This is a genomic window from Janibacter hoylei PVAS-1, assembly GCF_000297495.1.
Lineage (GTDB): Bacteria > Actinomycetota > Actinomycetes > Actinomycetales > Dermatophilaceae > Janibacter > Janibacter hoylei.
Genome location: NZ_ALWX01000022.1, coordinates 162,042 through 188,208, shown reverse-complemented (window position 1 = coordinate 188,208; position 26,167 = coordinate 162,042). Strand labels below are relative to the sequence as shown.

At 71.5% G+C, this 26,167-nt stretch carries 26 protein-coding genes; 10 read left to right on the top strand and 16 right to left on the bottom strand.

The annotated features are described in order from the left end of the window. Window positions 1-211 precede the first annotated feature (211 nt). Genes B277_RS06205 through B277_RS06170 form a run of 8 tightly spaced genes read left to right on the top strand, consistent with a single transcriptional unit; the run spans window position 212 to window position 7,763 of the window. Window positions 212-1,297, top strand: a complete 1,086-nt coding sequence (locus B277_RS06205; protein ID WP_007926312.1) for an MSMEG_0568 family radical SAM protein — start codon at window positions 212-214, stop codon at window positions 1,295-1,297. After that, window positions 1,297-2,700, top strand: coding sequence for an MSMEG_0567/sll0787 family protein (locus B277_RS06200; RefSeq protein ID WP_040880986.1), 1,404 nt, complete (start codon window positions 1,297-1,299; stop codon window positions 2,698-2,700). Before B277_RS06205 ends, B277_RS06200 begins: the two co-directional genes overlap by 1 nt. Before the next feature lie 33 nt (window positions 2,701-2,733). Next, window positions 2,734-3,261, top strand: a complete 528-nt coding sequence (locus B277_RS06195; protein WP_007926309.1) for an MSMEG_0572/Sll0783 family nitrogen starvation response protein — start codon at window positions 2,734-2,736, stop codon at window positions 3,259-3,261. A 29-nt stretch (window positions 3,262-3,290) separates the two neighbouring features. After that, window positions 3,291-4,172, top strand: coding sequence for a carbon-nitrogen hydrolase family protein (locus B277_RS06190; RefSeq protein WP_007926307.1), 882 nt, complete (start codon window positions 3,291-3,293; stop codon window positions 4,170-4,172). After that, window positions 4,165-4,479, top strand: a complete 315-nt coding sequence (locus B277_RS06185) for an MSMEG_0570 family nitrogen starvation response protein (protein ID WP_007926305.1) — start codon at window positions 4,165-4,167, stop codon at window positions 4,477-4,479. Before B277_RS06190 ends, B277_RS06185 begins: the two co-directional genes overlap by 8 nt. After that, the gene (locus B277_RS06180; protein WP_007926302.1) at window positions 4,476-5,729 is read left to right on the top strand and encodes an MSMEG_0569 family flavin-dependent oxidoreductase; all 1,254 of its coding nucleotides are present in this window, start codon (window positions 4,476-4,478) and stop codon (window positions 5,727-5,729) included. Before B277_RS06185 ends, B277_RS06180 begins: the two co-directional genes overlap by 4 nt. Window positions 5,730-5,749: 20 nt before the next feature. Continuing rightward, window positions 5,750-6,610 (top strand): carbon-nitrogen hydrolase family protein, encoded by an 861-nt coding sequence (locus B277_RS06175; RefSeq protein WP_040880914.1) that lies wholly within the window; start codon window positions 5,750-5,752, stop codon window positions 6,608-6,610. A 31-nt stretch (window positions 6,611-6,641) separates the two neighbouring features. Then, window positions 6,642-7,763 carry an MSMEG_0565 family glycosyltransferase gene (locus tag B277_RS06170; RefSeq protein ID WP_007926300.1) on the top strand — a complete coding sequence of 374 codons (1,122 nt, stop codon included), beginning with the start codon at window positions 6,642-6,644 and terminating at the stop codon, window positions 7,761-7,763. 98 nt (window positions 7,764-7,861) lie between these two features. Here the strand turns inward: B277_RS06170 and B277_RS06165 are convergent, their stop codons facing one another. The 11 genes from B277_RS06165 to hrcA form a co-directional block, all read right to left on the bottom strand. Then, window positions 7,862-8,899, bottom strand: coding sequence for an aspartate-semialdehyde dehydrogenase (locus B277_RS06165; protein WP_007926299.1), 1,038 nt, complete (start codon window positions 8,897-8,899; stop codon window positions 7,862-7,864). A gap of 69 nt (window positions 8,900-8,968) precedes the next feature. Next, a complete protein-coding gene (locus B277_RS06160) occupies window positions 8,969-10,750 on the bottom strand; it encodes a BCCT family transporter (RefSeq protein ID WP_007926297.1) in 1,782 nt (593 codons plus the stop codon). 211 nt (window positions 10,751-10,961) lie between these two features. Continuing rightward, window positions 10,962-11,885 carry a GTPase Era gene (gene era, locus B277_RS06155; protein ID WP_007926295.1) on the bottom strand — a complete coding sequence of 308 codons (924 nt, stop codon included), beginning with the start codon at window positions 11,883-11,885 and terminating at the stop codon, window positions 10,962-10,964. Further along, window positions 11,882-13,171 carry a hemolysin family protein gene (locus B277_RS06150; RefSeq protein WP_007926294.1) on the bottom strand — a complete coding sequence of 430 codons (1,290 nt, stop codon included), beginning with the start codon at window positions 13,169-13,171 and terminating at the stop codon, window positions 11,882-11,884. The genes era and B277_RS06150 overlap by 4 nt, the downstream gene beginning before the upstream one ends. After that, the gene (gene ybeY / locus B277_RS06145; RefSeq protein WP_007926293.1) at window positions 13,168-13,638 is read right to left on the bottom strand and encodes an rRNA maturation RNase YbeY; all 471 of its coding nucleotides are present in this window, start codon (window positions 13,636-13,638) and stop codon (window positions 13,168-13,170) included. The genes B277_RS06150 and ybeY overlap by 4 nt, the downstream gene beginning before the upstream one ends. Next, window positions 13,635-14,687, bottom strand: coding sequence for a PhoH family protein (locus B277_RS06140; protein ID WP_007926292.1), 1,053 nt, complete (start codon window positions 14,685-14,687; stop codon window positions 13,635-13,637). The genes ybeY and B277_RS06140 overlap by 4 nt, the downstream gene beginning before the upstream one ends. A gap of 50 nt (window positions 14,688-14,737) precedes the next feature. After that, window positions 14,738-15,523 (bottom strand): hypothetical protein, encoded by a 786-nt coding sequence (locus B277_RS06135; protein ID WP_007926291.1) that lies wholly within the window; start codon window positions 15,521-15,523, stop codon window positions 14,738-14,740. Next, entirely contained in the window at window positions 15,520-16,260 is a 741-nt protein-coding gene (locus tag B277_RS06130; RefSeq protein ID WP_007926290.1) for a 16S rRNA (uracil(1498)-N(3))-methyltransferase, read from the bottom strand. The genes B277_RS06135 and B277_RS06130 overlap by 4 nt, the downstream gene beginning before the upstream one ends. Further along, window positions 16,257-17,036, bottom strand: a complete 780-nt coding sequence (locus tag B277_RS06125; RefSeq protein WP_007926289.1) for a hypothetical protein — start codon at window positions 17,034-17,036, stop codon at window positions 16,257-16,259. The genes B277_RS06130 and B277_RS06125 overlap by 4 nt, the downstream gene beginning before the upstream one ends. Window positions 17,037-17,054: 18 nt before the next feature. Then, the gene (dnaJ, locus tag B277_RS06120; RefSeq protein ID WP_007926288.1) at window positions 17,055-18,173 is read right to left on the bottom strand and encodes a molecular chaperone DnaJ; all 1,119 of its coding nucleotides are present in this window, start codon (window positions 18,171-18,173) and stop codon (window positions 17,055-17,057) included. A gap of 55 nt (window positions 18,174-18,228) precedes the next feature. Beyond that, window positions 18,229-19,266 carry a heat-inducible transcriptional repressor HrcA gene (hrcA, locus tag B277_RS06115; protein WP_007926286.1) on the bottom strand — a complete coding sequence of 346 codons (1,038 nt, stop codon included), beginning with the start codon at window positions 19,264-19,266 and terminating at the stop codon, window positions 18,229-18,231. A 139-nt stretch (window positions 19,267-19,405) separates the two neighbouring features. Between hrcA and B277_RS06110 the strand changes: the two genes are divergently transcribed. Beyond that, window positions 19,406-20,281 (top strand): DUF3097 domain-containing protein, encoded by an 876-nt coding sequence (locus tag B277_RS06110; RefSeq protein ID WP_007926284.1) that lies wholly within the window; start codon window positions 19,406-19,408, stop codon window positions 20,279-20,281. A 4-nt stretch (window positions 20,282-20,285) separates the two neighbouring features. Here B277_RS06110 and fabG read toward each other — a convergent pair whose 3' ends face one another. From fabG to hemW, 3 genes are all read right to left on the bottom strand, one after another. Further along, window positions 20,286-21,041: a 3-oxoacyl-ACP reductase FabG gene (gene fabG / locus B277_RS06105; protein ID WP_007926283.1), complete on the bottom strand. Its 756-nt coding sequence runs from the start codon at window positions 21,039-21,041 to the stop codon at window positions 20,286-20,288. 68 nt (window positions 21,042-21,109) lie between these two features. Next, window positions 21,110-21,760, bottom strand: a complete 651-nt coding sequence (locus tag B277_RS06100; protein ID WP_007926282.1) for a trimeric intracellular cation channel family protein — start codon at window positions 21,758-21,760, stop codon at window positions 21,110-21,112. Continuing rightward, window positions 21,753-22,916 carry a radical SAM family heme chaperone HemW gene (hemW, locus tag B277_RS06095; RefSeq protein WP_007926281.1) on the bottom strand — a complete coding sequence of 388 codons (1,164 nt, stop codon included), beginning with the start codon at window positions 22,914-22,916 and terminating at the stop codon, window positions 21,753-21,755. The genes B277_RS06100 and hemW overlap by 8 nt, the downstream gene beginning before the upstream one ends. 32 nt (window positions 22,917-22,948) lie before the next feature. Between hemW and B277_RS06090 the strand changes: the two genes are divergently transcribed. Next, complete coding sequence (locus B277_RS06090; RefSeq protein ID WP_007926280.1) at window positions 22,949-23,722, top strand: tyrosine-protein phosphatase; 774 nt, start codon at window positions 22,949-22,951, stop codon at window positions 23,720-23,722. 3 nt (window positions 23,723-23,725) lie between these two features. On the opposite strand, the gene B277_RS06085 is transcribed toward B277_RS06090, so the two are convergent. Both B277_RS06085 and lepA read right to left on the bottom strand, forming a co-directional pair. After that, entirely contained in the window at window positions 23,726-24,202 is a 477-nt protein-coding gene (locus B277_RS06085) for a hotdog fold domain-containing protein (protein ID WP_007926279.1), read from the bottom strand. Window positions 24,203-24,278: 76 nt separating this feature from the next. Next, entirely contained in the window at window positions 24,279-26,135 is a 1,857-nt protein-coding gene (gene lepA / locus B277_RS06080; RefSeq protein WP_007926277.1) for a translation elongation factor 4, read from the bottom strand. Window positions 26,136-26,167: the final 32 nt, after the last annotated feature.

The following is a 26,167-nucleotide window of genomic DNA, read 5'->3' as shown; positions in this document are numbered from 1 at the left end:
GCACCACGAACTCCGCGACGAGGTGGCCGTGCGTCAGGCCTCGCCGCGGCAGAGAAGGAGGAGGTTCGCCCGCATGCCCAGCACGATACTCCTCACCTCACGAGACCATGACGCCGGTCACCATGCGGACGAAACACGATCGTTTCACCCGGAAACAGTCCTGCATTCCGAGTGAAACCAGTCCGAAACGGGCCGACCGTGTACTTGCCGCATGGCCCCGAACCCGACACCGAACCCCGACCGCGTTTCCACCCGTGTCGACATCGCGATCCTCGGCGTCCGTAGCGACGCACCGGTCCGCCGTACGGGCGGTGCGGGCCCGAGCGATGACGGCCATTTTGCCATCGATGGCCTCGGAGCCGCACTCCGGCTCGACAGCAGCAGCCCCTACGTCGTCGATCCGGCCGGCCGTCTGACGCTTGACGGCGCGGACCTGGGCCTCGACATCTCCCCCGTCGCCCGCCCCCGCTTCTACGACCTGTCGACGGCGGACGGCGTCGCCTACGACAAGATCGGCAAGCTCCACGGCACCAACGTGCTCGCCACCACCGTCGTGCAGACGTGCGTGCGGTACGCGGAGAGCGAGCGCTGTCGCTTCTGCGCGATCGAGGCCTCCCTCGACGCCGGCTCGACGATCGCCGTCAAGACCCCGGCGATGCTCGCCGAGGTCGCCGAGGCGGCGGTCCGCCTCGACGGCGTGACGAGCATGGTGATGACCACCGGGACGTCGAACGGGTGGGACCGCGGAGCCAAGCACCTCGCCCGATGCGTCCGGGCGGTCAAGGACGCGGTGCCCTCGCTGGAGATCCAGGTCCAGTGCGAGCCACCCGCGGACCTGCAGGCGATCACCGACCTCTACGACGCCGGCGCCCGATCCATCGGCATCCACGTCGAGTCGATGGACGACGCCGTACGGTCCCGCTGGATGCCGGGCAAGTCACGCGTGACCATGGCCGAGTACCGCACGGCCTGGCGGGAGGCGGTCCGGGTCTTCGGCCGGAACCAGGTCTCGACCTACCTGCTCGTCGGGCTCGGGGAGGACCCGGACGAACTCGTCGACGGAGCACGGGAGCTCGTCGACATGGGCGTCTACCCCTTCGTCGTCCCCTTCCGCCCGCTCGCTGGGACCCTCGCGACCGACGTCGACCACGTCCCGGCCCCCGACCGACAGGTCGTCAACGACGTCACGGCCCGCGTGGCGACACTGCTGCGGGACGCCGGGATGCGCGGCGCCGACCAGCGAGCCGGGTGCGCCGCCTGCGGCGCCTGCAGCGCACTGCAGACGGCAGGTGCCTGATGCGGCTCGAGATCCCCTCGCTCATGGGCCCGACGGTGGCCCACGACACGCGAGCCTGGACCATCGGCCGTGCCGACCCCCGTGAGACGGCGGACTACCGGGCCCTGCGCCGCGAGGTCTTCGTCGCCGAGCAACGCGTCCTCGACGTCGACCACGACGATCTCGACGACGACCCGCGCACGATCGTCCTCGTCGCCCGCAGCGCAGACGGCCGAGTGCTCGGCGGCGTCAGGCTGGCCCCCGCCACTCCGGGGCGCGACATCGGCTGGTGGACGGGCAGCCGGCTCGTGGTCCGTCGGGACGCTCGCCAGTCCGGTGGCATCGGGCCCGCCCTCGTCCGCGAGGCCTGCGCCACCGCGCTGCGGATGGGCGTACTGCGCTTCGAGGCGACCGTCCAGGAGCCCAACGAGGTCCTCTTCCGCAGACTCGGGTGGACGGCCTGGGGGGCGACGCGCATCCAGGGCACGCCGCACGTGCGGATGCGCTGGCCCATCACCCGGATCCGCGACCTCGTGGCGGCCACCAAGAGCGAGCTGGGCTCTCTCGTCGGCGACCTGCGGCAGGACAGCCCGTTCGCCCTCGGCGGGGCCGAGTTCCTCGGCGACGACGGAGCCCCTGTCCCCGGCACCGACGTCGTCGCCGCCTGCGACGCGATCCTCCCGGCCCTCGTCGACCGGGACCCCGAGTGGGCTGGCTGGTGCGCCGTGCTCGTCAACGTCAACGACCTCGCCGCGATGGGCGCCTTGCCGGTCGGCCTCCTCGACGCGATCGGCGCACCCTCCCCCGAGATCGCCCGGCGGGTCGTCGGTGGCATCCGCAGCGCCGCCCAGGCGTGGGGTGTGCCCGTCCTGGGCGGCCACACCCAGATCGGTGTGCCCTCCGCGCTCACCGTCACCGCCCTCGGCCGGACGGACGCCCCGGTCCCCGGTGGTGGCGCGCGCCGTGGGGACGACATCTCGCTCACCGTCGACCTGCACGGTCGCTGGCGTCCCGGATTCGAGGGCCGTCAGTGGGACAGCACCTCCACCCGCACCGGCGCCGACCTGCGCGCACTGGGGTCGCTCGTCGCGGGTGCTCGTCCCGCAGCGGCCAAGGACGTCAGCATGGCCGGCATCGTCGGCACGGCCGCGATGCTCGCCGAGGCGTCGGCCGTCGGGGCAACCCTCGAACCGGACTCGATCCCCGCACCGGACGGCGTCCCCTTCGGCGACTGGCTCACCTGCTTCCCCGGCTTCGCCATGCTCACCGCCGACCGCCCCGGGCAGGAGCGGATGACCTCCCCGATCGCGCGGACCGCGCGCATCGGCACCGCCACCGCCGAGCCCGGCGTGCGCCTCCTCTGGCCGGACGGCGTCGAGACCGACGCCGCCTGCCCCACAGCCACCGGGCTCCTGCCCGGTTGATCACCCACCGCACCCCCCACGAAAGGCACCACCATGACCAACGACATCGACGCCCAGATCGCCGACAACATCGCCAAGTCGCTCGGCGAGATCCCCCACCCCGCCCTGCCCAAGGGCAGCAACGTGTACGGCTCGACGAAGATCTTCCCCGACTATCAGGCCGAGGACGGGGAGAGCTACTTCACCCTCATCCACGGGATCCCGCACGAGTCGTCGGTGAGCTTCGTCGCCGTCCTCCAGGCCACCCGCGCCCTGCGCAAGGGCTTCGAGTCCGCGATCTACCTATACGGACCGGGCACCCTGGCGGCCACCGCGAACCGCGGGTTCCCGACCTCGGGTGACTCGGGCTTCCCGGGTGAGCTCAACATGAACGACTCGCTCGAGACCTTCATCAAGGAGGGCGGCACGGTCTACTGCTGTCGCTTCGGGCTCGCGCTCCACGGCATCCGCGAGGAGGACCTCATCGAGGGCGTCATCCCCGCGCACCCCCTGGACGTGCAGGACGCCCTCATCCACTACGCCCGCAAGGGCGCCATCATCAACTCCACCTACAACCTCTGAGGCCTGCGATGACCATCAAAATCGCGTCCGTGTCCGCGAACTTCACCCGGGACCTGGAGCAGAACTACGCCCTCATCGCCCAGCTGCTCGACGACGCCCGCGCCGAGGGGGTCTCCTTCGTCGCCTTCCCCGAGGCCGCGATCGGCGGCTACCTCTCGTCGCTCGGCAACCACGGGGACACCCTGCAGACGACCAGCAGGTCCCTGCCGCCGGCGATCCGGCTGGACGGACCGGAGATCCGACGCGTGCAGGAGCTCGCGGGTGACATCGTGCTGACGATCGGCTTCTGCGAGCTCGCCGACGACGGGAGCACCCGCTACAACGCCGCGGTGTGTCTCGACGGCAGCACGATCTACGGCTCCTACCGCAAGGTGCACCAGCCGCTCGGCGAGAACATGTCGTACTCCGCGGGTGACAGCTACCACGCCTTCGACACCCCGGTCGGCCGCGTCGGCATGCAGATCTGCTACGACAAGGCCTTCCCCGAGGCCGCCCGCATGCTCGCCCTCGACGGTGCCGAGATCGTCGTGAGCATGTCCGCATGGCCCGCCGCCCGGACCGCGACGGCGGACAACCTGCAGGAGGACCGCTGGACCTACCGGTTCAACCAGTTCGACATCGCGCGTGCCCTGGACAACCAGGTCTTCTGGATGGCGTCGAACCAGTCCGGCACCTTCGGCTCGCTGCGCTACGTCGGCAACGCCAAGGTCGTCGACCCGGGCGGCAACATCCTCGCCACCACCCTGCTCGGGACCGGGCTGGCGATCGCGGAGATCGACGTCGACGCGACCTTCCGGACCATGCGTGCCGGGATGTTCCACCTGCGCGACCGGTGCCCGCACGTGTACGGCCCGGTGGCCGAGGTCTCGGCGCCGCACGTCGACCGGTGGCGGGAGCTCGCCCATGCCTGAGATGACCTTCTCCGTGCGCTGGCCGGACGGCGCCGAGACCTCGCACTACTCCCCCAGCCTGGTGATGCACGACCACCTCGAGGCGGGTGCCCGGTACCCGCTTGCGGACTTCGTCGCCCGGACGGGCGCGGCCCTGGGCGAGGCCAGCGAGCGCGTGCGCGCGAAGTACGGCATGGCCTGCACCTCGGCCATGCAGTCGCAGCAGACGATCGCGGCCACGGCCGCCCACTACCCGGCCGACGTCCACCCGACGGCCGAGGTCGAGGTGCTCACCATGGAACCGCAGCTCGAGAGGACCGGATCATGATCCCGACCCCAGTCATCGCAGGTGACCACTACGACGCCGTCATCGTGGGAGGCGGGCAGGCCGGCCTCTCGCTCAGCCGCCACCTCGTCGAGAGGGGCATCCGGCACATCGTCATCGAGCGTGACGAGGTCGGCCACGAGTGGCGCGACGGACGGTGGGACGCCTTCACGCTCGTCACGCCGAACTGGCACTGCCGGCTCCCGGGATACGCGTACGACGGCCCGGACCCCGACGGGTTCATGACGCGCGACGAGGTCCACGCCTGGGTGCGGGCGTATGCCGACACCTTCGACGCCCCCGTCGCGCAGGGCGTCGAGGTCGTCCGGGTCGAGCAGCGACCGGAGGGCGGCTTCACCGTCGTCACCTCGGCCGGGGTGCTCACCGCCGACACCGTCACCTCCGCCACCGGTGGGTACCACGAGCCCGTGGTGCCCGACTGGGCGAAGGACGTCCCGGTGTCGGTCACGCAGGTGCACTCGCACGAGTACCGCAACGCGCGCCAGTTGCCGGAGGGGCCGGTGCTCGTCGTCGGCACCGGGCAGTCGGGCACCCAGATCGCCGAGGACCTGCACATCGAGGGCCGCAACGTGCATCTCGCCGTGGGCCGGGCACCCCGTGTCGCCCGGTTCTACCGGGGCAGGGACTGTATGACCTGGCTCGCCGAGATGGGCCTGTACGACGTGCCGGTCACGACGCGCGGCCTCACCAAGCGGGAGTCCACCAACCACTACGTCACGGGGCGCGACGGCGGCCGCGACATCGATCTGCGGCAGTTCGCCGTCGGCGGCATGGCGTTGCACGGCCGGGCGCTCGCGGTCGTCGACGGGGCAGTCCACTTCGACGACTCCCTGGCGAGCAACCTCGACCACGCCGACTCGGTCGCCGAGTCCATCAAGGACGACATCGACCGGTACATCGAGCGCGAAGGCATCGACGCCCCCGTGGAGGCACGCCACACCCCCGTGTGGCAACCACGGCCCGGGGGCAGCAGCCTGGACCTCCGCGACAGCGGCAGCATCGTCTGGGCCGTCGGCTTCCGGGCGGACTGGGGCTGGCTCGGCGAGCTCGGCGTCCTCGACGAGGATGGCCACCCGAGGCACGAGCGCGGTGCCACGTCCGTGCCCGGCTTCCACTTCCTCGGGCTGCCGTGGCTCCACACATGGGGCTCCGGGCGGTTCCACGCGATCGCCCGCGACGCGGAGCACGTGGCATCGCTCGTCGCCGAGGGCGCGGCCGCCCGCGCGGCCTGACGCGTCCCTAGTCTGGGCCGATGAGCACCGTGACGATGGCGGCCGTGGCCGCACACTTCGGACGCGACGTCGAGCGCACTCTCACCAAGCTGTCCAGCATCGTCCAGCAGGCCCGCGAACGCGGCGTCGACCTGCTCGTCCTCCCGGACGCCACGATCGGCGGTTACCTCGGCGATCTGAGGCATCCGGGAAGCACGGGGGTCGACCTCCCTCCGGCCATCGCGCTCGACGGGCCCGAGCTCGCCACCGTCGTGTCGCTGGCGGGCGGGATGACGGTCTGCTTCGGCCTCACGGAGCGCGCCGTCGTCGACGGCGAGGAGGTGCGCTTCAACACCGCGGCCTGCGTGAGCGGCGACGGCCTGCTCGGCGTGCACCGCAAGGTGCACCTACCGCTCGGCGAGGCCGAGGCCTATCGCCCCGGCGACAGCTTCCGGGCCTTCGACACCCCTGTCGGACGGATCGGCATGCTCATCGACTTCGACAAGACCTTCCCCGAGGCCGCCCGCACGCTGGCCCTCGACGGCGCCGAGGTGGTGACCTGCCTCAGCGCGTGGCCCGCCAGCGTCACCGACCGGTCGGACCGGATCCGCAACGACCGCCAGGCCCACCTCTTCGACCTCTACGACTGCGCCCGGGCCGCCGAGAACCAGGTGTACCTCGTGTCGTCGAACCAGACCGGGGTGCTCGGGGGCCTGCGCTTCCTCGGTCAGGCCAAGGTCGTCGACCCCGCCGGCGAGATCGTCGCCAAGACCTGGGCGAAGGGGGGACTGGCCGTCGCCGAGGCCGACGTCAGCACTGCCGTGGCGCGGGCCCGCCGCTCCCTCGACCACATCCACCAGCGCGTGGAGCACGCCTACCGACTCACCACCACCAGCGCCTGACCGTCACCGGCGGCGCACGATCGGACGACCCATGCGTATCGCCCAGCTCACCTACTCCACCAAGCCCCGTGGCGGGGTCGTCCACACGCTCGCCCTGTCGGAGGCACTCGCGGCCCGCGGGCACGACGTCGAGATCTGGACCCTGGGACGGGGCGGTGACCGCGCCTTCTTCCGGGACCTCGACCCGCGCGTGCAGGTGCGGGTCGTCCCCTTCGTCTCTCGCGAGGACGAGAGCGTCGGTGACCGCATCGAGCGGTCCATCGCGGCTCTGGCCGCGGCCTTCGACACCGGCGCGGACGTCGTGCACGCGCAGGACTGCATCTCGGCCAATGCCGTGCTCGACGCCGGCGTCGCGCCCATCCGCACCATCCACCACCTGGACGCCTTCACGACACCTCGTCTGGTCTCCTGCCACGAGCGTGCCATCCACGCCCCGGCCGCGCGCATCTGCGTCTCGCGGGCGGTTGCCGACGAGGTCGAGGCCGCCTACGGCTACCGCGCGGCGGTGATTCCCAACGGGGTCGACGCGGGCCGGTTCGCCCGCGCTGCCGGCCCCGAGGGTGCGCCCGCCCGCGACGCCTGGACCGCCCGGCTGGGCGGCTACGTCCTGGCGCTCGGTGGCATCGAGCCGCGCAAGGGCACGATCGACCTGCTCGAGGCCTTCGCCCGGCTCGACCGCCGCGATCTGCAGCTCGTCATCGGTGGTGGGGAGACGCTCTTCGACTACCGCGACTACCGCGCCCGATGTGAAGCCCGCGCCCGCGAGCTCGGCGTCAGCCCGCTCGTGCTGGGGCCGGTCGACGACGACGAGCTGCCAGCACTCGTCGCCGGCGCACAGGTGCTCGGCTTCCCCTCGACGAAGGAGGGGTTCGGGCTCGCGGCGATGGAAGCACTCGCCGCCGGGGTACCTGTCGTCGCCCGTGACCTCCCGGTGCTGCGGGAGGTCTTCGGGGACACCGTGCGCTACGGCAGCGACGTCGACGGTCTGGCGGCGGCGCTCGACGCTGCGCTGTCCGACCCCCCGTGCCACGCCGAGCCCGGGCGGGAGCTGGCGGCCGGCTACACCTGGGCCGCGGCGGCCTCCGCGCACGAGGACTTCTACGTCCGCCACCTCGACGCGACGACGGCCCGAGCGGTCCTCCCTTCGCGCTGAGCAAGAGAAACCCCGGCTTCGCAGGAGTACCAAACCCTTGCGAAGCCGGGGTTCATCGGGTGACCCGAGAATCGGGTGACGGGTGGGACGAGGCGCCGTCAGCCCTTGCGCGCGACGATCGCCTCGGCGATCTGCACGGCGTTGAGCGCTGCGCCCTTGCGCAGGTTGTCCCCGACGACGAAGAGCGTCAGGCCCTTGCCGTCGGCGACGGACTGGTCGGCGCGGATGCGCCCGACGTAGACGTCGTCCTTGCCGGTCGCCTCGAGCGGGTTGGGCACGGCCGTGACGACGACGCCGTCGGCGGCCTCGAGGATCTCGGTGGCCCGCTCGGGGCTGATCTCCCGCTCGAACTCCGCGTGGATCGCCAGCGCGTGGCCGGAGAAGACCGGGACGCGCACGCACGTGCCCGAGACCCGCAGGTCGGGGATGTGCAGGATCTTGCGCGACTCGTTGCGCAGCTTTTGCTCCTCGTCGGTCTCGAGGGTGCCGTCGTCCTGGACGGACCCGGCGATCGCGACGACGTTGAAGCCGACGGGCACCTCGTAGACCTGCGGGGCCGGCAGCGTCAGGGCGCTGCCGTCGCGGGCGAGGTCCTTGGGGTCGCCGGAGGCGTAACCGCCGCGCAGCTGGCTGTCGAGCTCGGTCAGCCCGGCGCCGCCCGAGCCGGAGACAGCCTGATAGGTGGCGACGCGAAGGGCGACGAGCCCCGCCTCGTCGTGCAGCGGCTTGAGGACCGGCATCGCGGCCATCGTCGTGCAGTTGGGGTTGGCGATGATGCCCTTGGGCAGGTCGTCGAGGTCGGTGGGGTTGACCTCGGAGACCACGAGCGGGACCTCCGGGTCCTTGCGCCAGGCGCTCGAGTTGTCGACGACGGTCGCGCCGGCGGCGGCGACCTTGGGCGCCCACTCCTTGCTCGTGGACCCGCCGTTGGAAAACAGCGCGATGTCCAGGCCGGAGAAGTCGGCGGTCGCGGTGTCCTCGACCGTCACCTCCTCGCCCTTCCACGGCAGGGTCGTGCCGGCGGACCGGGCAGAGGCGAAGTAGCGGATCGAGGTGACGGGGAAGTCCCGCTCCTCGAGCAGCGTGCGCATGACCTGTCCGACCTGGCCGGTGGCTCCAAAGACTCCGATGTGCATGGGCCCAAGGATAGGCGTCGGGGCCTGAACACCCACATCGTGTTCAGGCCCCGGACGCGGTGGAGCAGGTCAGGCGGTCGGCGTCTCGCCCGGCCGCGGGTCCGTCTCTGCCTGCTCGGTGGCTGCCTCTCCCTGCTCGGTGGCCGTCGCCGAGCCACCGTTGCTGGCGTGCAGCACCTTGTCCCGGTCGATGCCCTCGCCGGGCTCGGCGTGGTCGATCGACAGGACGAAGTCGTCCCCGTGCTCCTTGACACCCGCGACGACGGCCTGCTTGAGGGCCTCGACGGCGTAGGCGCGCCGCACCGCCATCGGGTCGGACTGCAGGTCCTTCACGAGCGCGACCGCCATGCCGATCATGATGAGCACGAAGGGCAGGGCCGCGATGATCGTGATCTGCTGCAGACCGGTCAGCGAGTCCTCGCCGCCGATCGTCAGCATGATCGCGGCCACGGCACCGGTGGCCACACCCCAGAAGATCACGGTGAACCTGTTGGGCTCGAGGGTGCCGCGCTCGCTGAGCGAACCCATGACGATCGAGGCGGCATCGGCGCCGGACACGAAGAAGATCGCGACGAGCACCATGACGAGGATCGAGGTGACCCCGGCCCACGGCATCGAGTCGAGCAGCGCGAAGAGCGTGCTCTCCTCGCCGTCGCCGAACTTGTCGAGCGTCGCGCCCATCTCCTGCGCCTTGATCGCGGCACCACCGAAGATCGCGAACCACACGAGGCTGACGGTGCTCGGGACGAGGAGCACGCCGGTGACGAACTCACGGATGGTGCGCCCCCGCGAGATGCGGGCGATGAACATGCCGACGAAGGGGGTCCAGCTGACCCACCACGCCCAGTAGAAGATCGTCCAGCCGGACAGCCACCCCTTGATGCCGGACTCGCCCTGCGCGTTGGTCCGCGCGGCGTACTCCATGAGGTGCTGCATGTAGGTCCCGAGCGAGGTCGGGACGAGGTTGAGGATGAAGATCGTCGGGCCGACGACGAAGACGAAGGCGGCCAAGACGAAGGCCAGCACCATGTTGGTGTTGGACAGCCACTGGATGCCCTTTTCGACACCGGAGACGGCCGAGAAGATGAAGCAGATCGTCAGCACGACGATGATGAGGACGAGGACCGTGTTGGTCACGTCGTCGGCCCAGCCGACGATCTTGGCGCCGGAGGCGATCTGCAGGGCACCGAGGCCGAGCGAGGTCGCGGAGCCGAAGAGCGTGGCGAAGATGGCGAAGATGTCGATGACCTTGCCCACCGGACCGTTGACCTGGCGCTTGCCGATGAGCGGCTCGAAGACCGCACTGATCGTCAGGCCGCGACCCTTGCGGAAGACGCCGTAGCCGATGGCCAGACCCGCGACGGTGTAGATCGCCCAGGGGTGGAGCGTCCAGTGGAAGAGGGTCGTCGCCATCGCGGTACGCGTCGAGCTGTCGTTGCCCGCCTCACCGGTGCCGGGCGGCGGCGTGAGGTAGTGCGCGAGCGGCTCGGCGGCACCCCAGAACATCAGGCCGATGCCCATGCCGGCCGAGAACATCATCGCGATCCACGAGATGGTGCGGAACTCCGGCTCCTCGCCGTCGGCGCCCAGGGGGATGTTGCCGTACTTGCTGGCGGCCAGCCAGATGACGAAGAAGACGAAGCCGGTCGAGGCCAGAGCGAAGAGCCAGCCGGTGTTGGTCACGACCCAGTCGAGTCCGCTCTCCGAGGCGCTGGACAGCGACGAGGTGCTGATGACACCCCACAGGACGAAGGCGACGGACAGCACGGCGGTGATGCCGAAGACGATCCAGTCGATGCCCAGCTTGTCCTGCTTGCGCAGGATGCGCGGCTCGAGGGCCGGGTGGTCCACCCGACGGGTGTCGCGCGGCGGGGCGTTCTTGCCAGAGGGTGGCGGTTGCGTAGGTGCAGTCACGTGTCGTCCGACCCGGACATCGCTGGAGCCGCCCGGGCCGCTCCTCCCAAGTCAGAGTCGGTGGCGTTAGCGGGCAGCATGCTGCCCAGCCACTCACTTTGACCCAAAGCGCACCCGGAGCCCAAATGCCTGTGACCGAGTCGTGACCTCAGAAGCCGAGGCGCTGCAGCTGCTTGGGGTCGCGCTGCCAGTCCTTGGCCACCTTGACGTGCAGGTCGAGGAAGACCTTCTGACCGAGCAGCTCCTCGATCCCGACCCGCGCGGTCGTCCCGACCTCGCGCAGTCGTGAGCCACCGCGACCGATGATGATCGCCTTCTGGCTGTCCCGCTCGACGAAGACGTTGACCCGCACGTCGAGCATCGGATCGTCGTCGGGTCGACCCTCGCGCGGGACGAGCTCCTCGACGACGACGGCCAGGCTGTGCGGGAGCTCGTCGCGGACCCCTTCGAGGGCGGCCTCGCGCACGAGCTCGGCGATCATCTTCTCGTCGTCCTCGTCGCTCACCTGGTCGACGGGGTAGAGCGGCGCGGGCGAGGGCGGCAGGTAGCCACCCAGCACGGCGAGCACGTCGTCGACCTGGTCCCCACGGACCGCGGAGCACGGGACGATGGCGGCCCAGTCGCCGAGCTGGTCGATGGCGATGAGGTGCTCGGCGAGGCGCTCGCGGTCGACCGCGTCGGCCTTCGTCGCGATGGCGACGACCGGCACCCGCTTGGCCCGCTGCAGCTCGGCGAGGTCCTTGGCGATGTAGGTGTCGCCGGGGCCGATCCGCTGGTCGGCGGGCATGCAGAAGCCGATGACGTCGACCTCGAGCAAGGTCTCGCGGACGAGGTCGTTGAGCCGCTCGCCGAGCAGGGTGCGGGGCTTGTGCAGGCCCGGCGTGTCGACGAGCACGAGCTGCTGGTGCTCGCGCGTGACGATGCCACGGATCGTGTGCCGCGTCGTCTGAGGCTTGCTCGAGGTGATGGCGACCTTGTCGCCGACGAGCGCATTGGTCAGCGTCGACTTGCCGGCATTGGGCCGGCCCACCAGGCAGGCGAAGCCCGCCCGCCACTGGGTCTCGTCGGTCATGCGTCGACCTCCTCGTGCTCGTGCCCGTCGCGCACCGGTGCCGTCCTCTCGACGATGACGGTCGCGATCCGGTGCTGTCGTCCGGACATCTTCTCAGCCGTGAGCCGCAGGCCGGCGACCTCGCAGGTCGTGCCGACGATCGGCACCCGGCCGGTGATCTTGCCGATGAGGCCACCGACGGTGTCGACCTCCTCGTCCTCGAGGTCGACGTCGAGCAGCTCGGCGAGGTCGTCGACGTGCAGCCCCGCCGGCACCCGGTATCGGCCGTCGTCGAGCTCCTCGACACCGGGCCCCTCGCGGTCGTACTCATCGGTGATCTCGCCGACGATCTCCTCGAGGATGTCCTCGATCGTCACCAGGCCGGCAGTGCCGCCGTACTCGTCGACGACGATCGCGGCGTGGATCTGGTCGCGCTGCATCTCGCGCAGCAGGTGGTCGACGGGCTTGCTCTCGGGGACGAAGGGAGCCGGCCGCATGAACTGCGAGACCGGCAGATCACGGCTCGTCTCGTCGGCCAGCAGGCGGCGCACGACGTCCTTGAGGTAGAGCAGGCCGACGATGTCGTCGCTCGACTCCCCCACGACGGGGACGCGGGAGAAGCCGGAGCGGATGAAGAGGTTGAGCCCCTTGCGCGCCGGCTTGTCCGACTCGATAGTGATCATGTCGGTGCGCGGGACCATGACCTCGCTGGCCATGGTGTCGCCGAGCTCGAAGACCGAGTGGAGCATGTCGCGCTCCTCGTCCTCGATGAGCGCGGACTCCCCCGCGAGGTCGAGCAGGTCGCGCAGCTCGGCCTCGGAGCGGAAGGGCCCGTCGCGGTAGCCGCGCCCCGGCGTCACCGCGTTGCCGAAGGTGACGAGCAGCCGGGCGAAGGGGCCCAGCACGCGACGCAGCCCGATGACCGCGGGCGCCGCGGCGAGCGCGATCGGCGTGCTGTGCTGCTGCCCGAGGGTCCGTGGGGAGACCCCGACGAGGACGAAGGTGACGACGACCATGATCCCGGCGGAGACGAGCAGCGCGACCCAGGTCCGCTCGACCTGCCCGACGACGACGAGGGTGATGAGCACGGCCGCGCTCGCCTCGGCGATGGCCCGGAGGAAGGCGATGACGGAGATCGGTCCCGCGCTGTCGGCGAGGATCTGGCGCAGGGCGGGTGCCCCCCTTCGTCCCGCGCTGTCGGCCTCCTCCGCGGCGACGCGGGAGGCCGAGCCGATGGCGGCGTCGACGAGGGTGAGGACGAAGGCGGCGACGATCGCGACGACCGCGCCGATGATCAGGGTGGTCACCCCTGGGCCTCCCGGCCGCGGCCGGCGAGGAAGGTGAGCAGCAGCTGGCGTTGCAGCTCGAACATCTCCTTTTCCTCGTCGGGCTCCGCGTGGTCGTAGCCGAGCAGGTGGAGGATCCCGTGCGTCGTCAGCAGGAGCATCTCCTCGATGGCGGCGTGGCCCGCTGCGGCGGCCTGCCGCTCCGCGACCGACGGGCACACGACGATGTCGCCGAGGACCCCCTCGGCGGAGGTCTCGCCCTCGCGACCGGGCCGCAGCTCGTCCATCGGGAAGCTCATGACGTCGGTCGGGCCGGCGAGGTCCATCCACTGCTCGTGCAGGACGGTCATCGTCGCCTCGTCGACGAAGCGGATGCACAGCTCGGCCTGCGGGTGCACGCGCATCTGCTCGAGCACGTAGCGGCTGAGGTCGACGAACTCGACCTCGTCGACGTCGTGGTCGGTCTCGTTGAGCACGTCGATGCTCATCGGCGCTGCCCCTTCGTCGCGTCGTATCGGTCGTAGGCCCCGACGATCTCCCCGACGAGCCGGTGGCGGACGACGTCGGAGGCGTCGAGGTGGGCGAAGTGGACGCCCTCGATGTCGGTGAGGATGCGCTGGACGACCTTGAGGCCGGACTCCATCCCGCCGGGCAGGTCGACCTGGCTCGTGTCGCCGGTGACGACCATCTTCGAGCCGAAGCCGAGGCGGGTGAGGAACATCTTCATCTGCTCGGGCGAGGTGTTCTGCGCCTCGTCGAGGATGATGAAGGAGTCGTTGAGGGTGCGGCCGCGCATGAAGGCCAGGGGGGCGACCTCGATGGTGCCGGCGGCCATGAGCCGCGGGATCGAGTCGGGGTCGATCATGTCGTGCAGGGCGTCGTAGAGCGGCCGCAGGTAGGGGTCGATCTTGTCGCCGAGGGTGCCCGGGAGGAAGCCGAGCTTTTCGCCGGCCTCGACCGCGGGCCTGGTGAGGATGATCCGGCTGACCTCCTTGGCCTGCAGTGCCGCGACCGCCTTGGCCATCGCCAGGTAGGTCTTGCCGGTGCCGGCCGGCCCGATGCCGAAGATCACCGTGTTGTCGCCGATGGCGTCGACGTAGTGCTTCTGCCCGAGGGTCTTGGGCCGGATGGTGCGGCCGCGGTTGGAGACGATGTTCATCGTCAGCACGTCAGCGGGCCGCTCCCGGGTCTGCCCCCGCAGCATGGTGATCGAGCGCTCGATGGCATCGCGGTTGAGCGGCTGGCCGGCCTCGACGATCTCCATGACCTCGTCGAGGAGACGGTCGATGATCGCGAGGTCCTCGGTCGGCCCCTCGAGGCGGAACTCGTTGCCGCGCACGAGGATCTCGGTCTTGGGGAAGGCGCGCTCCATGGTCCGCAGGAGCTCGTCCGTCGGACCGAGGATGTTGACCATCGGCACGTTGTCCGGCAGGACGATCGTCTGCCGGGAGCGGGTGCCGCGCTCGTGCGCGGTGGCGCGCGGGTCGTCGGAGATCGCGTCGAGGGCGCGCAGGTCGGGCTGGTCTGATGGAGGCATCGTGCCGCCGATTCTACGGGCGGCGCCGCGCCGGGACGACCGGATCGGCCTCAGCCCTGCGGCAGCCCCACGACCGGGTCGACGAGGGCCCGCTCCCGCTGCAGCTCAGGGGCGCGGCGCAGGTCACCGGCACGCACCCTGCGGGCGAGGACGAAGGGGGTCAGTCCCGCCGCGGGGTAGCCGTCGGCGACCATCGCCGCCTCGACCGCCTGGAGGAAGGCTCGCGGGTCGCTCGGCCCGAGCTGCCACCAGCCGAAGGGGCTGTCGGTGGGAGCCGGTTGGTACCGGTACCCCTGGGAGAGCGCCTCGGCGACCGGCAGCGACCCGAGTGGGCGGTCGGTCCAGGCGTTGACGACGACGCCCGGGGGCAGGACCGCCTGCTGGCGGGGCAGGGCGAGCGGCATCCGCGTCATCGCGCGGACGCTCGTCGCGATGAAGATGCGGCCGGGGTCCATCGACTCCCAGGGCAGCGCCTCGGCCCGACTCCCCGGGCCGCGGACGACGAGCCCGTGGCGGTGGACGTCCTGCCGGGTGCGGCGGGCGGCCAGGTGGACGACGAGCATGGCCGGGAGGTACACCGCGGCCGCGACGCACCACGCCCCGACGACGAGCGCGAGCGAGGGCCCGCCGGGGGCGAGCCCGGCCACCATCGCGCCGAGCCCGACGCAGACGAGCGCGAGGAGGGCGAGCGAGCGCCCCAGGGCCCGGGCGCCGACCCCGCCCCGGAAGGACGCGAGCAGCGGCCCCATGTCGGCCGGGCCGGCAGCTGACATGCGGGCCAGCGCGGCGTGGTCGTCCGGGGTCCCGCCGGCCCAGGCGTAGTACTGGCGCGTCACGTCCAGCGGCCTCGTGCGCTGATGACCGCGATGGCGGCCGGCCCGGCGGTCGAGGCGCGCAGGACCTGCGCCCCCAGCCGCACGGGCGTGGCGCCAGCGGCGACGAAGGCCTCGAGCTCCTGGGGCGAGATCCCCCCTTCGGGCCCGACGACGAGCAAGACCTCGCCGGAGTCCGGGAGCGGCGCGGTGGCCAGCGGGGTCGTCGCGTCCTCGTGCAGCACGAAGGTCGTCGCGCCCGCGCAGCGCTGGGCGAGGGCGGAGCTCGTGACGAGCCCGTCGACCTGGGGCCACCGGCCGCGCCGCGACTGCTTCGCGGCCCGCTCGACGACATTGGCCCACTTGCGCAGGCCCTTGTCGACCTTGGGGCCCTTCCACCGCACGATCGACCGGTCGGCCTGCCACGGGACGACGGTGTCGACGCCGAGCTCGGTGGCGGCCTCGACGGCGTCCTCGTCCCGCCCGTCCTTGGCCAGGGCCTGCACGAGCGTCAGGCGGAGGGAAGGCTCCGGCTCGTCGGCGCGCTGGAGCACCCGCAGCCGCACCAGCTCTCGGGCGACCTCGGTGACCTCGGTGAGCACGCGGGCGCCCTGCCGGTCGGCGACGAGCACGTGCTCCCCCACCGCGAGCCGCACGACGGCCGCGGCGTGGTGGGCCTCCGGCCCGGTGAGGTCGACGACGTCGGCGACCCCGAGACGGTCGAGGGCACCGGGGTCGACGACGAAGAGTGGTGCGGTCATGGCCCCAATCCTGCCCCTGGTCGGGCCCGCCACAGCGGCGGGTCGTGCGGCGCCCGGCGCGGGAGGGCCTCGCGACCGGCCGGCACGTCGGTCCGGTGCCGCGCCAGGTGGTCGGCGAGCCCGTGCACGGGGTAGCCGTCGGCGACCATCGCCGCCTCGAGGTCACGGACGAAGGCGCCGACGTCGCGCGGGCCGAGCGCCCACCAGACGAAGGGGGTGTCCAGCCGCGGGGCCCGCGGCAACGGGTCGTACCTGCCCCCGAGGCCTCGCCAGTCGTCGACGGCGTCGGGCCCGTCGGTGCCGTTGAGCAGCAGGCACTCCCCGCCGGCCACCCGGCGGCGCCGGGCGAGCGTGACGACGGAGCGGGCAGCCCGGGCGGACGTCGCCCACACCATGCGGCCGGGGTCCATCGTCGCGAAGGGGACCGGGCGCGAGCCGACGATCAGGCCGTGGGCGCGCACCTCGATGCCCCGGCTGTCGTGGGTGGCCGCGAGACCCACCCCGACGAGCACGGCCACGGCCACCCCGATGGCCAGAGGGCACAGGACGGCGGCCGCCGGCAGCGCGCCGAGCACCACGAGCACGGTCGCGGTCGCGACGGCCAGGACCACCACGACCCCGACGACCGCGAGCAGGGCCGCCACGGGACGCGAGGCGGCGGGCACGGTGTGCCGGGCGCGCACCGGCCCGAGCTGCTCAGGGGTGGTGCGCAGCGACGTCTCGAGCGCCGCCGACGCCTGCGGTGTGCCGTCGAGGCCGACGAAGCGGCGCAACATCGCGCGGCGTCCGGGCCGTCAGCGCTTGAAGGCGTGCCGCAGGCGTCCGACGAAGCCGGAGTCGACGTCGTGGAGCTCGCCGTCGGGCTGCTCCTCGTCACGCAGCCGCGCGAGGTCGCGCAGCAGCTGCTCCTGCTCGGCATCGAGCTTGGTCGGGGTGCGCACGTCGACGTGGATGACGAGGTCGCCACGCCCTTCGTGCCGCAGATGGGTCACGCCGAGCCCGGGCAGGACGATCGTGTCGCCGGGCTGGGTGCCCCGCTTGATGGTGATCTCCTGCTCGCCGTCGAGGGTGGCAAAGCTCATCGTCACGCCGAGGGCGGCTGCCGTCATCGGTACCGCGACCGATGCGTGCAGGTCGTCGCCGCGCCGGGTGAAGGTCTCGTGCTCGGCGACCCGCAGCTCGACGTAGAGGTCGCCGGCCGGCCCACCACCGGGACCGACTTCCCCTTCGCCGGCGAGGTGGATGCGGGTGCCGGTGTCGACACCGGCGGGGATGCGCACCTTCATCGTGCGGCGGCTGCGCACGCGGCCCTGGCCGGAGCACTCGTGGCAGGGGCTCGGGATGACCTCGCCGAAGCCCTGGCAGGTCGGGCACGGACGGCTCGTCATCACCTGGCCGAGGAAGGAGCGCTGCACCTGCTGGACCTCACCGCGTCCACCACAGGTGTCGCACGTGCGGCGACCGGTGCCGGGCTGGGCCCCGTCGCCGGAGCACGAGCCGCACACCGCCGCGGTGTCGATCGTCAGGTCCTGCTCGCCGCCGAAGACCGCCGTCGCGAGGTCGATCTCGAGACCCACGAGGCCGTCCTGCCCACGTGAGGAGCGCGAGCGCGGCCCACGACCGCCGCCCGCGGCCTGGCCGAAGAACTGCTCCATGATGTCGCTGAAGCTGAAGCCGGCACCGAAGCCCTCGTGCGCACCGCCGTAGGGGTCACCGCCCATGTCGTACTGGCGGCGCTTCGTCTCGTCGGAGAGGACGTCGTAGGCCTGCGAGACCCGCTTGAACTGCTCCTCCGCCTCGGGGCCGGGGTTGACGTCAGGGTGCAGGGTGCGGGCGAGCTTGCGGTACGCCCGCTTGATCTCCTCGGGCGTGGCCTCGCGGCTGACGCCCAGATCCTCGTAGTAGTCGTTCACGCGTGAGGTCCTCGTGGGTCGTGGTCGATGTCGGTCGGGTGCGGGGTGGCGCCGGTCAGGCGTCCACGATCCGCGAGAGGTAGGCGGCCACAGCGCGCACCTGCGCCATGGTCGCCGGGTAGTCCATGCGGGTCGGGCCGAGCACGCCGACGGCACCGACGTGCTCGTCGCCCGCGCCGTAGCCCGAGGTGATGAAGGAGGTCGACTGCAGGCTCGAGACCGGGTTTTCGGCGCCGATGCGCACCGAGACGCCCGTCGACGCGTCGTGGGCCTCGGCGCTCAGCAGGCGCAGCAGCACCACGTGCTGCTCGAGGGCGTCGAGCACCGGCTCGAGCGTCATCGGGAAGTCGCCGGAGCTGCGGGCGAGGTTGGCGGTGCCGGCGAGCGTCACCTTGGTCGCCCGCTCCTCCGCGAGCGCCGCGTCGAGCGCGGCGAGCACGCCCGCCGTCAGGGCGTCCTCGGTCTCACGGTCGTCCTCGTGGAGGGTCGCGAGCGAGGTGAGCGCCTCGGCGAGGCGCCGGTCGTGGGTCGCGGCGTTGATCCGCGCACGCGCGCTGGCGAGGGCCTCGGCCCCCACCGCGGTCGTGTAGTCGACGTTGATCGGGATGATCCGCTGCTCGACGCGGCCGCTGCCCATGATGACGACGACCATGAGCCGCGTCCGGCTCATCGGGACGAGCTCGACGTGCCGGACGGTGCTGCGGGTCAGCGAGGGGTACTGCACGACGGCGACCTGACGGGTGAGCGTCGACAGCAGACGCACCGTCCGGTCGAGGACGGTGTCGAGGTCGTCGGCGCCCTCGAGGTAGCTCGTGATGGCGGCCCGCTCGCCCTTCGACATCGGGCGGACGGCTGCCAGGCGGTCGACGAAGAGCCGGTAGCCGGCATCGGTGGGGATCCGCCCGGCGGAGGTGTGCGGCGCCGCGATGAGGCCCTCGTCCTCGAGCGCGGCCATGTCGTTGCGCACCGTCGCGGCCGAGACGTTGAGCTGGTGCCGGTCCAGGAGGGCCTTGGAACCCACCGGCTCGGAGGTCTGCACGTAGTCCTCGATGATGGCGCTCAGCACGGCCATGCGCCGCTGCTCCTGGCTCATGCGGACCTCCCTTCGACACGATGCTCGGACCGCTGGCACTCGGTCCACCTGAGTGCCAAGTCTACGACCGGGGCGGGCATTCCCCGGAATCCGGCGTGCCGCCTGCGCCGGCGACCGCCCTTCGGCCTACCGTCCCTGCGTGAGCGATCGATACGGCAAGGACGTCCTCTCGGCCGGCTGGCAGTCGAAGGGGAGGCTGGCGCGGCCCACCTCCCGCGCCCTCGAGGCGGTGACCGGCACCGTCGTCGAGGACGTCGAGACCGGCTGGGTCGGCGCCGTGGTCGCGGTGGAGAAGGCCGGCGGCGTCCACGTCGTCCACCTCGAGGACCGCCGTGGCAAGGTCAAGGCCTTCCCGCTCGGGCCGGGCTTCCACGTCGACGGCGCCCCCGTGACTCTCACCCCGCCGAAGGCTGCGCAGCGCGCGGCCCTCGCCGCCGCCCAGCAGCAGGCCTCGCGCACCGCGAGCGGCTCCGTCGCCGTCCACGACGGCAAGGCCCGCGTCGCCCGAGGCTCGCGGATCTTCGTCGAGGGGCGCCACGACGCCGAGCTCGTCGAAAAGGTCTGGGGCCACGACCTGCGCGTCGAGGGTGTCGTCGTCGAGCCGCTCGACGGCGTCGACGACCTGGCTGCCGCGATCCGCGACTTCGCTCCCGGCCCCGGCCGCCGGATGGGCGTGCTCGTCGACCACCTCGTGCCGGGCAGCAAGGAGTCGCGCATCGTCGAGAAGGCCAACCGGGTCGCCCCTGAGCACGTGCTCGTCCTCGGCCACCCCTACGTCGACGTCTGGCAGTCGGTCCGGCCCCAGCGTCTCGGCATGGACACCTGGCCGACGATCCCCCGCTCGATCGAGTGGAAGAAGGGCATCTGCCAGCACCTCGGCTGGGCCCACGACACCCAGGCCGACATCGCCCGTGCCTGGAAGCAGATCCTCGCCACCGTGCGCACCTACGCCGACCTCGAGCCGGCGCTGCTCGGCCGCGTCGAGGAGCTCATCGACTTCGTCACGGCCGAGTAGCGGGTCAGTCGCGCGGGCCGCCGGCGACGTAGATGACCTGGCCGGAGACGAAGCCGGCCTCCTCGGACAGCAGGAAGGATGCGGTGGCGGCGATGTCCTCGGGCTGGCCGACGCGACCGACGGGGGTCTCCTTGGCGGCGTGGGCGAGGAAGTCCTCGAAGGGCACGCCGATCCGCTCGGCGGTGGCCGCGGTCATGTCGGTCTGGATGAAGCCGGGAGCGATGGCATTGGCGGTGACACCGAACTTGCCGAGCTCGATGGCGAGGGTCTTGGTGAAGCCCTGCATGCCGGCCTTGGCGGCGGAGTAGTTGGCCTGGCCCCGGTTGCCGAGGGCGGAGGTCGAGGAGAGGTTGACGATGCGGCCGTACTTCTCCGCGGTCATGTGGGCCTGGGCCGCCTTGGTCATGAGGAAGGCGCCGCGCAGGTGGACCGCCATGACGGAGTCCCAGTCGTCGACCGACATCTTGAAGAGCATGTTGTCGCGGATGATGCCCGCGTTGTTGACGAGCAGGGTCGGGGCGCCGAGCTCTGCGGCGACCCGAGCGACGCCCGCCTCGACCTGCTCGGCGTCGGAGACGTCCACGCCCACGGCGAGAGCGGTCCCGCCCCCTTCGGTGATCTCGTCGACGACCACCTGGCAGGCGGACTCGTCGAGGTCGAGGACGGCGACGTGGTGGCCGTCCGTGGCGAGGCGAAGGGCGATGGCCCGGCCGATCCCGCGGGCGGCTCCGGTGACGATGGCGGTACGAGTCGTGGTCATGCCCTCATCGTGCGCCATGGGGTAAGCGCCCGCACACCTGCGTCCGCGAAGCGGTCATCGACACCGGGTCAGCGGCGGTGCACCCGGCTCGGGCGCCACTTCGGCTCGGTCGGCAGCATCCACCCACGCCGTCGAGCGAGGTCGCACACGCCGCCGCCAATGAGCAGTGCGCCCAACGAGGCGAGCGGATCAGTGGTCACCAGCTGGAGCAGGACGAAGGAGGCGCCGCCGGCGAAGGCCGCGGTCGCGTAGAGCTCGGAGCGCTGCAGGATCGCAGGCACGCTGCCGAGCATGACGTCGCGCACGACTCCTCCCCCGCACGCGGTGAGTACGCCGAGCAGGATCGCCGGGAACCAGTGGATGTCGAGCAGCAGCGCCTTCTGGGTGCCGACGACGGCCCAGGTGCCGAGCGCCACGGCGTCCACCCAGGGGAAGACCTGCCGCCAGCGGCGCCCGTCGAGCGGGACGAGGAAGGCGATGAGGGCGGCCGTGAGCGCCACCGTGAGGTACCGCAGGTCGGTCAGCGCCACCGGCTGGACGTCGAGCAGCACGTCGCGGATCGCGCCACCCCCGAGGGCGGAGACGACGGCGAGCACGCAGAAGCCGACCGGGTCGAGCTGGTAGCGCCGGGCGACGGCCCCACCGAGCAGCCCGTTGGCGAAGACGCCGAGCAGGTCGAAGGCGGCGATGAGGTCGGGGATCTGCGGGACGTCAGGCACCTGCGCTCCCGACGAGGTGGTGGACGACGGTGTCGGCCAGCAGTCGTCCACGGCGGGTGAGGACGACGCGGCCGCCGATCGCGGCCCGGCCCTCGACGAGGCCGTCGGCGACGAGGCCCGCGACGGCCCGACGCCCCTGCGGCGTCAAGCGATCGGTCGGCAGCCCGTCGACGAGACGCACCCCGAGCAGGACGTCCTCGTCGGCGCGCTGCTCGGCCGTCAGGACCTCACGCTCGGCGGCCGGGTCCCCCTCGGCCAGCGCCTTGGCCCATGTCGCCGGGTGCTTGAGGTTCCACCAGCGCTCGCCGTCGACGTGGCTGTGCGCGCCCGGGCCGACGCCCCACCAGTCGTGGCTGCGCCAGTAGGCCTCGTTGTGCCGGCAGCGGTCGGCGGGCGTGCGGGCCCAGTTGCTGATCTCGTACCAGCCGTAGCCGGCCGCGGCGAGCAGCTCGTCGGCCAGCTCGTACTTGTCCGCCTCGTCGTCACCCGTCGGCATCGGCAGCTCGCCCCGACGCACCCGGGCGGCCATCTTGGTGCCGTCCTCGACGGTCAGGGCATAGGCGGACAGGTGGTCGGGCTCGAGGGCGACGGCGGTCTCGAGCGAGGTGCGCCACTGGTCGAGGGTCTCCCCCGGCGTGCCGTAGATGAGGTCCAGGCTCACCGCGAGACCCGCGGCACGGGCCGCGGCCAGGGCACGGGCGACGTTGGCAGGGTCATGGGTGCGGTCGAGCGTCGCGAGCACCTGCGGCACGGCCGACTGCATGCCGATGCTCACCCGGCTGAAACCGCCGTCGGCGAGCACCCGCAGCGACTCCTCGGTGACGCTGTCGGGGTTGGCCTCCGTCGTCACCTCGGCATCGTCGTCCAGGCCCCACCGCTCCCGCACGGCATCGAGGAAGCGCACGAGGTCCTGCGGGGGCAGCAGCGTCGGCGTGCCGCCCCCGACGAAGACCGTCGAGACCGGGCGGTCCGTGCCCACGGACCGCGCCGCCAGGTCGAGCTCGCCGATCGCGGCGTCGACGAAGGTGGCGACGCTCGCCCCCTTCGCGCCGCCGACGGGGCCCAGCTCGGTGGCCGTGTAGGTGTTGAAGTCGCAGTACCCGCATCGGACCGTGCAGAAGGGCACGTGCAGGTAGATGCCGAAGGGGGGACGCACCGTCCCATCCTCCCACCGATACCGTGGGCGGCATGACCCGGTGGATCGAGCTCGACGGCGTCGTCAACATGCGTGACCTCGGTGGCCTGCCCACCCGCGACGGCCGCACCACCCGCGAGGGGCGGCTCATCCGCAGCGACAACCTCCAGGACCTGAGCGAAGGGGACGTCCGTCACCTCGTCGAGGTGCTCGGGGTGACCGACGTCGTCGACCTGCGCAGCCACGTCGAGCACGAGGTCACCGGCGCCGGGCCGCTGCGCTCCACCCCGCTGACCCACCACCACCACAGCCTGCTGCGCGAGGACCTCGGGGCCGATGAGACGGTCGAGGAGGCACTGGCGGTCCGGTGGGGTCGCGGGGACCCCGCGCCGCGGGACGGGGCCTTCTGGGCCCGGCACTACACGGGCTACCTCACGCGGCGCCCCGACTCCGTCGCCGCGGCACTCGCCGCGATCCGGGACAGCGCCGGAGGCACCGTCGTCCACTGCGCCGCGGGCAAGGACCGCACGGGCACGGTCGTCGGGATGGCTCTGGCGGTCGCCGGGGTCCCCGACGAGGAGATCGTCGCCGACTACGTCCTGACCGCCGGGCGGCTCGAGCGGATCATCGATCGCCTCATCGAGGTCGAGCCCTACCGCAGGTCACTGCCCACCCACACCCTCGAGGAGCAGCTGCCCCGCGCGGAGTCGATGGCGGCGGTGCTCGCCCACCTCGACGAGGAGTTCGGCGGGACGATCGGCTGGCTGGAGGCCGCCGGGTGGACCCAGGAGGAGGTCACGCGGCTGCGCGACCGGCTCGTGGGGTGAGGCTCAGGCCTTCTTCGGCTTGGCAGTGACGTAGACGGGGATGACGCCCTCGACGACGACGACGCCGTCGGTGCGCACCGCCTTGACCCGGATGTCGACGTCGTAGGGAGCCTCGCCCGTCCACTGCTCGGGGTCGGTCTCGGCGACGCACAGCAGGTCGGTCGTCGACTTGGCGAGGTAGCTCACCCGCAGGCCCCGCGGCAGCCATCGCTGGTCGCTCGGGCAGGTTGCCTCGGCGAGCAGACCCATCGCGGCCTCGAGCCCGTTGCACACGGCGATCGCGTGGAGGGTGCCGATGTGGTTGTGCACCCGCTTGCGGTTGCGGATCGACAGCTCGGCGTGGTTGGCGCGGACCTCGCGCACCTTCGGTCGGACGGTGGCGAAGTACGGCGCCTTGACGGCGTAGAGCAGGGAGAAGATCCGCTTGCCGGCCGGGAGGCTCGTGACGCGCTGGTAGAGGTCGAAGGTCTGCTGTGCCATGACCGCCACACTAAGCCAGCGCTTAGTGGCCGGGAAGGGTCCCCGGCGTCGGCTGCGTCACGTCAGCATCGCGCCGTTACTTCTTGGCCTTGTCCACGGCGCTGTCGTCAGAGGAGAGCGCAGCGATGAAGGCCTCCTGGGGCACCTCGACGGTGCCGATGTTCTTCATCCGCTTCTTGCCCTCCTTCTGCTTCTCGAGCAGCTTGCGCTTGCGGGAGATGTCACCGCCGTAGCACTTGGCGAGCACGTCCTTGCGGATGGCGCGGATGGTCTCGCGGGCGATGATCCGCGCGCCGATGGCGGCCTGGATCGGCACCTCGAACTGCTGGCGCGGGATGAGTTCCTTGAGCTTGCCGGCCATCATCGTGCCGTAGGCATAGGCCTTGTCCTTGTGGACGACCGCGCTGAAGGCGTCGACGGTCTCGCCCTGCAGGAGGATGTCGACCTTGACCAGGTCGGCGGCCTGGTCGCCCGCCTCCTGGTAGTCGAGGGAGGCGTAGCCGCGGGTCTTGGACTTCAGCTGGTCGAAGAAGTCGAAGACGATCTCGGCGAGCGGCAGCGTGTAGCGCATCTCGACGCGGTCCTCGGAGAGGTAGTCCATGCCGCCGAGCTGGCCGCGCTTGCCCTGGCACAACTCCATGATCGCGCCGATGAACTCGCTCGGCGCGAGGATCGTCGCCTTGACGACCGGCTCGCGGACCTCGGCAACCTTGCCGTAGGGGAACTCGCTGGGGTTGGTCACGAGGATCTCGGAGCCGTCGTCCATCGTCACCTCGTAGACCACGTTGGGCTGGGTGGAGATGAGGTCGAGGTCGAACTCGCGCTCGAGGCGCTCGCGCACGATCTCCAGGTGGAGCAGGCCGAGGAAGCCGCAGCGGAAGCCGAAGCCGAGGGCAGCGGAGGTCTCCGGCTCGTAGACGAGTGCGGCGTCGTTGAGCTTGAGCTTGTCGAGGGCGTCGCGCAGCGTCGGGTAGTCGGAGCCGTCGATCGGGTAGAGCCCCGAGAAGACCATGGGGTTGGGGTCCTTGTAGCCACCGATCGCGTCGGCCGCGGGCGCCGCGGCATTGGTCACGGTGTCACCGACCTTGGACTGGCGCACGTCCTTGACCCCGGTGATGAGGTAGCCGACCTCGCCGACGCCCAGCCCCTTGCTCGGCAGCATCTCCGGCGAGATGACGCCGATCTCGAGCAGCTCGTGGGTCGCCTTGGTCGACATCATCGCGATCTTCTCGCGGGGGTGCAGGGCCCCGTCGACGACACGCACGTAGGTGACGACGCCGCGGTAGTTGTCGTACACGGAGTCGAAGATCATCGCGCGGGCCGGGGCGCTCGCGTCGCCCTCGGGAGCGGGCAGCTTGGCGACGATCTCGTCGAGCAGCTCCTCGACCCCTTCGCCCGTCTTGCCGCTCACCTTGAGCACGTCCTCGGGCTCGCACCCGATGAGGCCGGCGATCTCCTCCGCGTACTTCTCCGGCTGTGCCGCCGGGAGGTCGATCTTGTTGAGCACCGGGATGATCGTCAGGTCGTTTTCCATCGCCAGGTAGAGGTTGGCGAGGGTCTGCGCCTCGATCCCCTGGGCGGCGTCGACGAGGAGGATCGCTCCCTCGCACGCGGCGAGGGAGCGGGAGACCTCGTAGGTGAAGTCGACGTGCCCCGGGGTGTCGATCATGTTGAGGCAGAAGGTCTCCCCCTCCTGCTCCCACGGCATGCGCACGGCCTGCGACTTGATGGTGATGCCGCGCTCGCGCTCGATGTCCATGCGGTCGAGGTACTGCGCGCGCATCTGCCGGGCCTCGACCACGCCGGTGATCTGCAGCATCCGGTCGGCCAGCGTCGACTTGCCGTGGTCGATGTGGGCGATGATGCAGAAGTTGCGGATCTGCGCCGGCGGGGTCGCGTTCGGCGGGAGGGCCTCACGGGCCTGGGGTGACACGGGTTGCGGACCTCGGGTTCGTCGGGACAGGG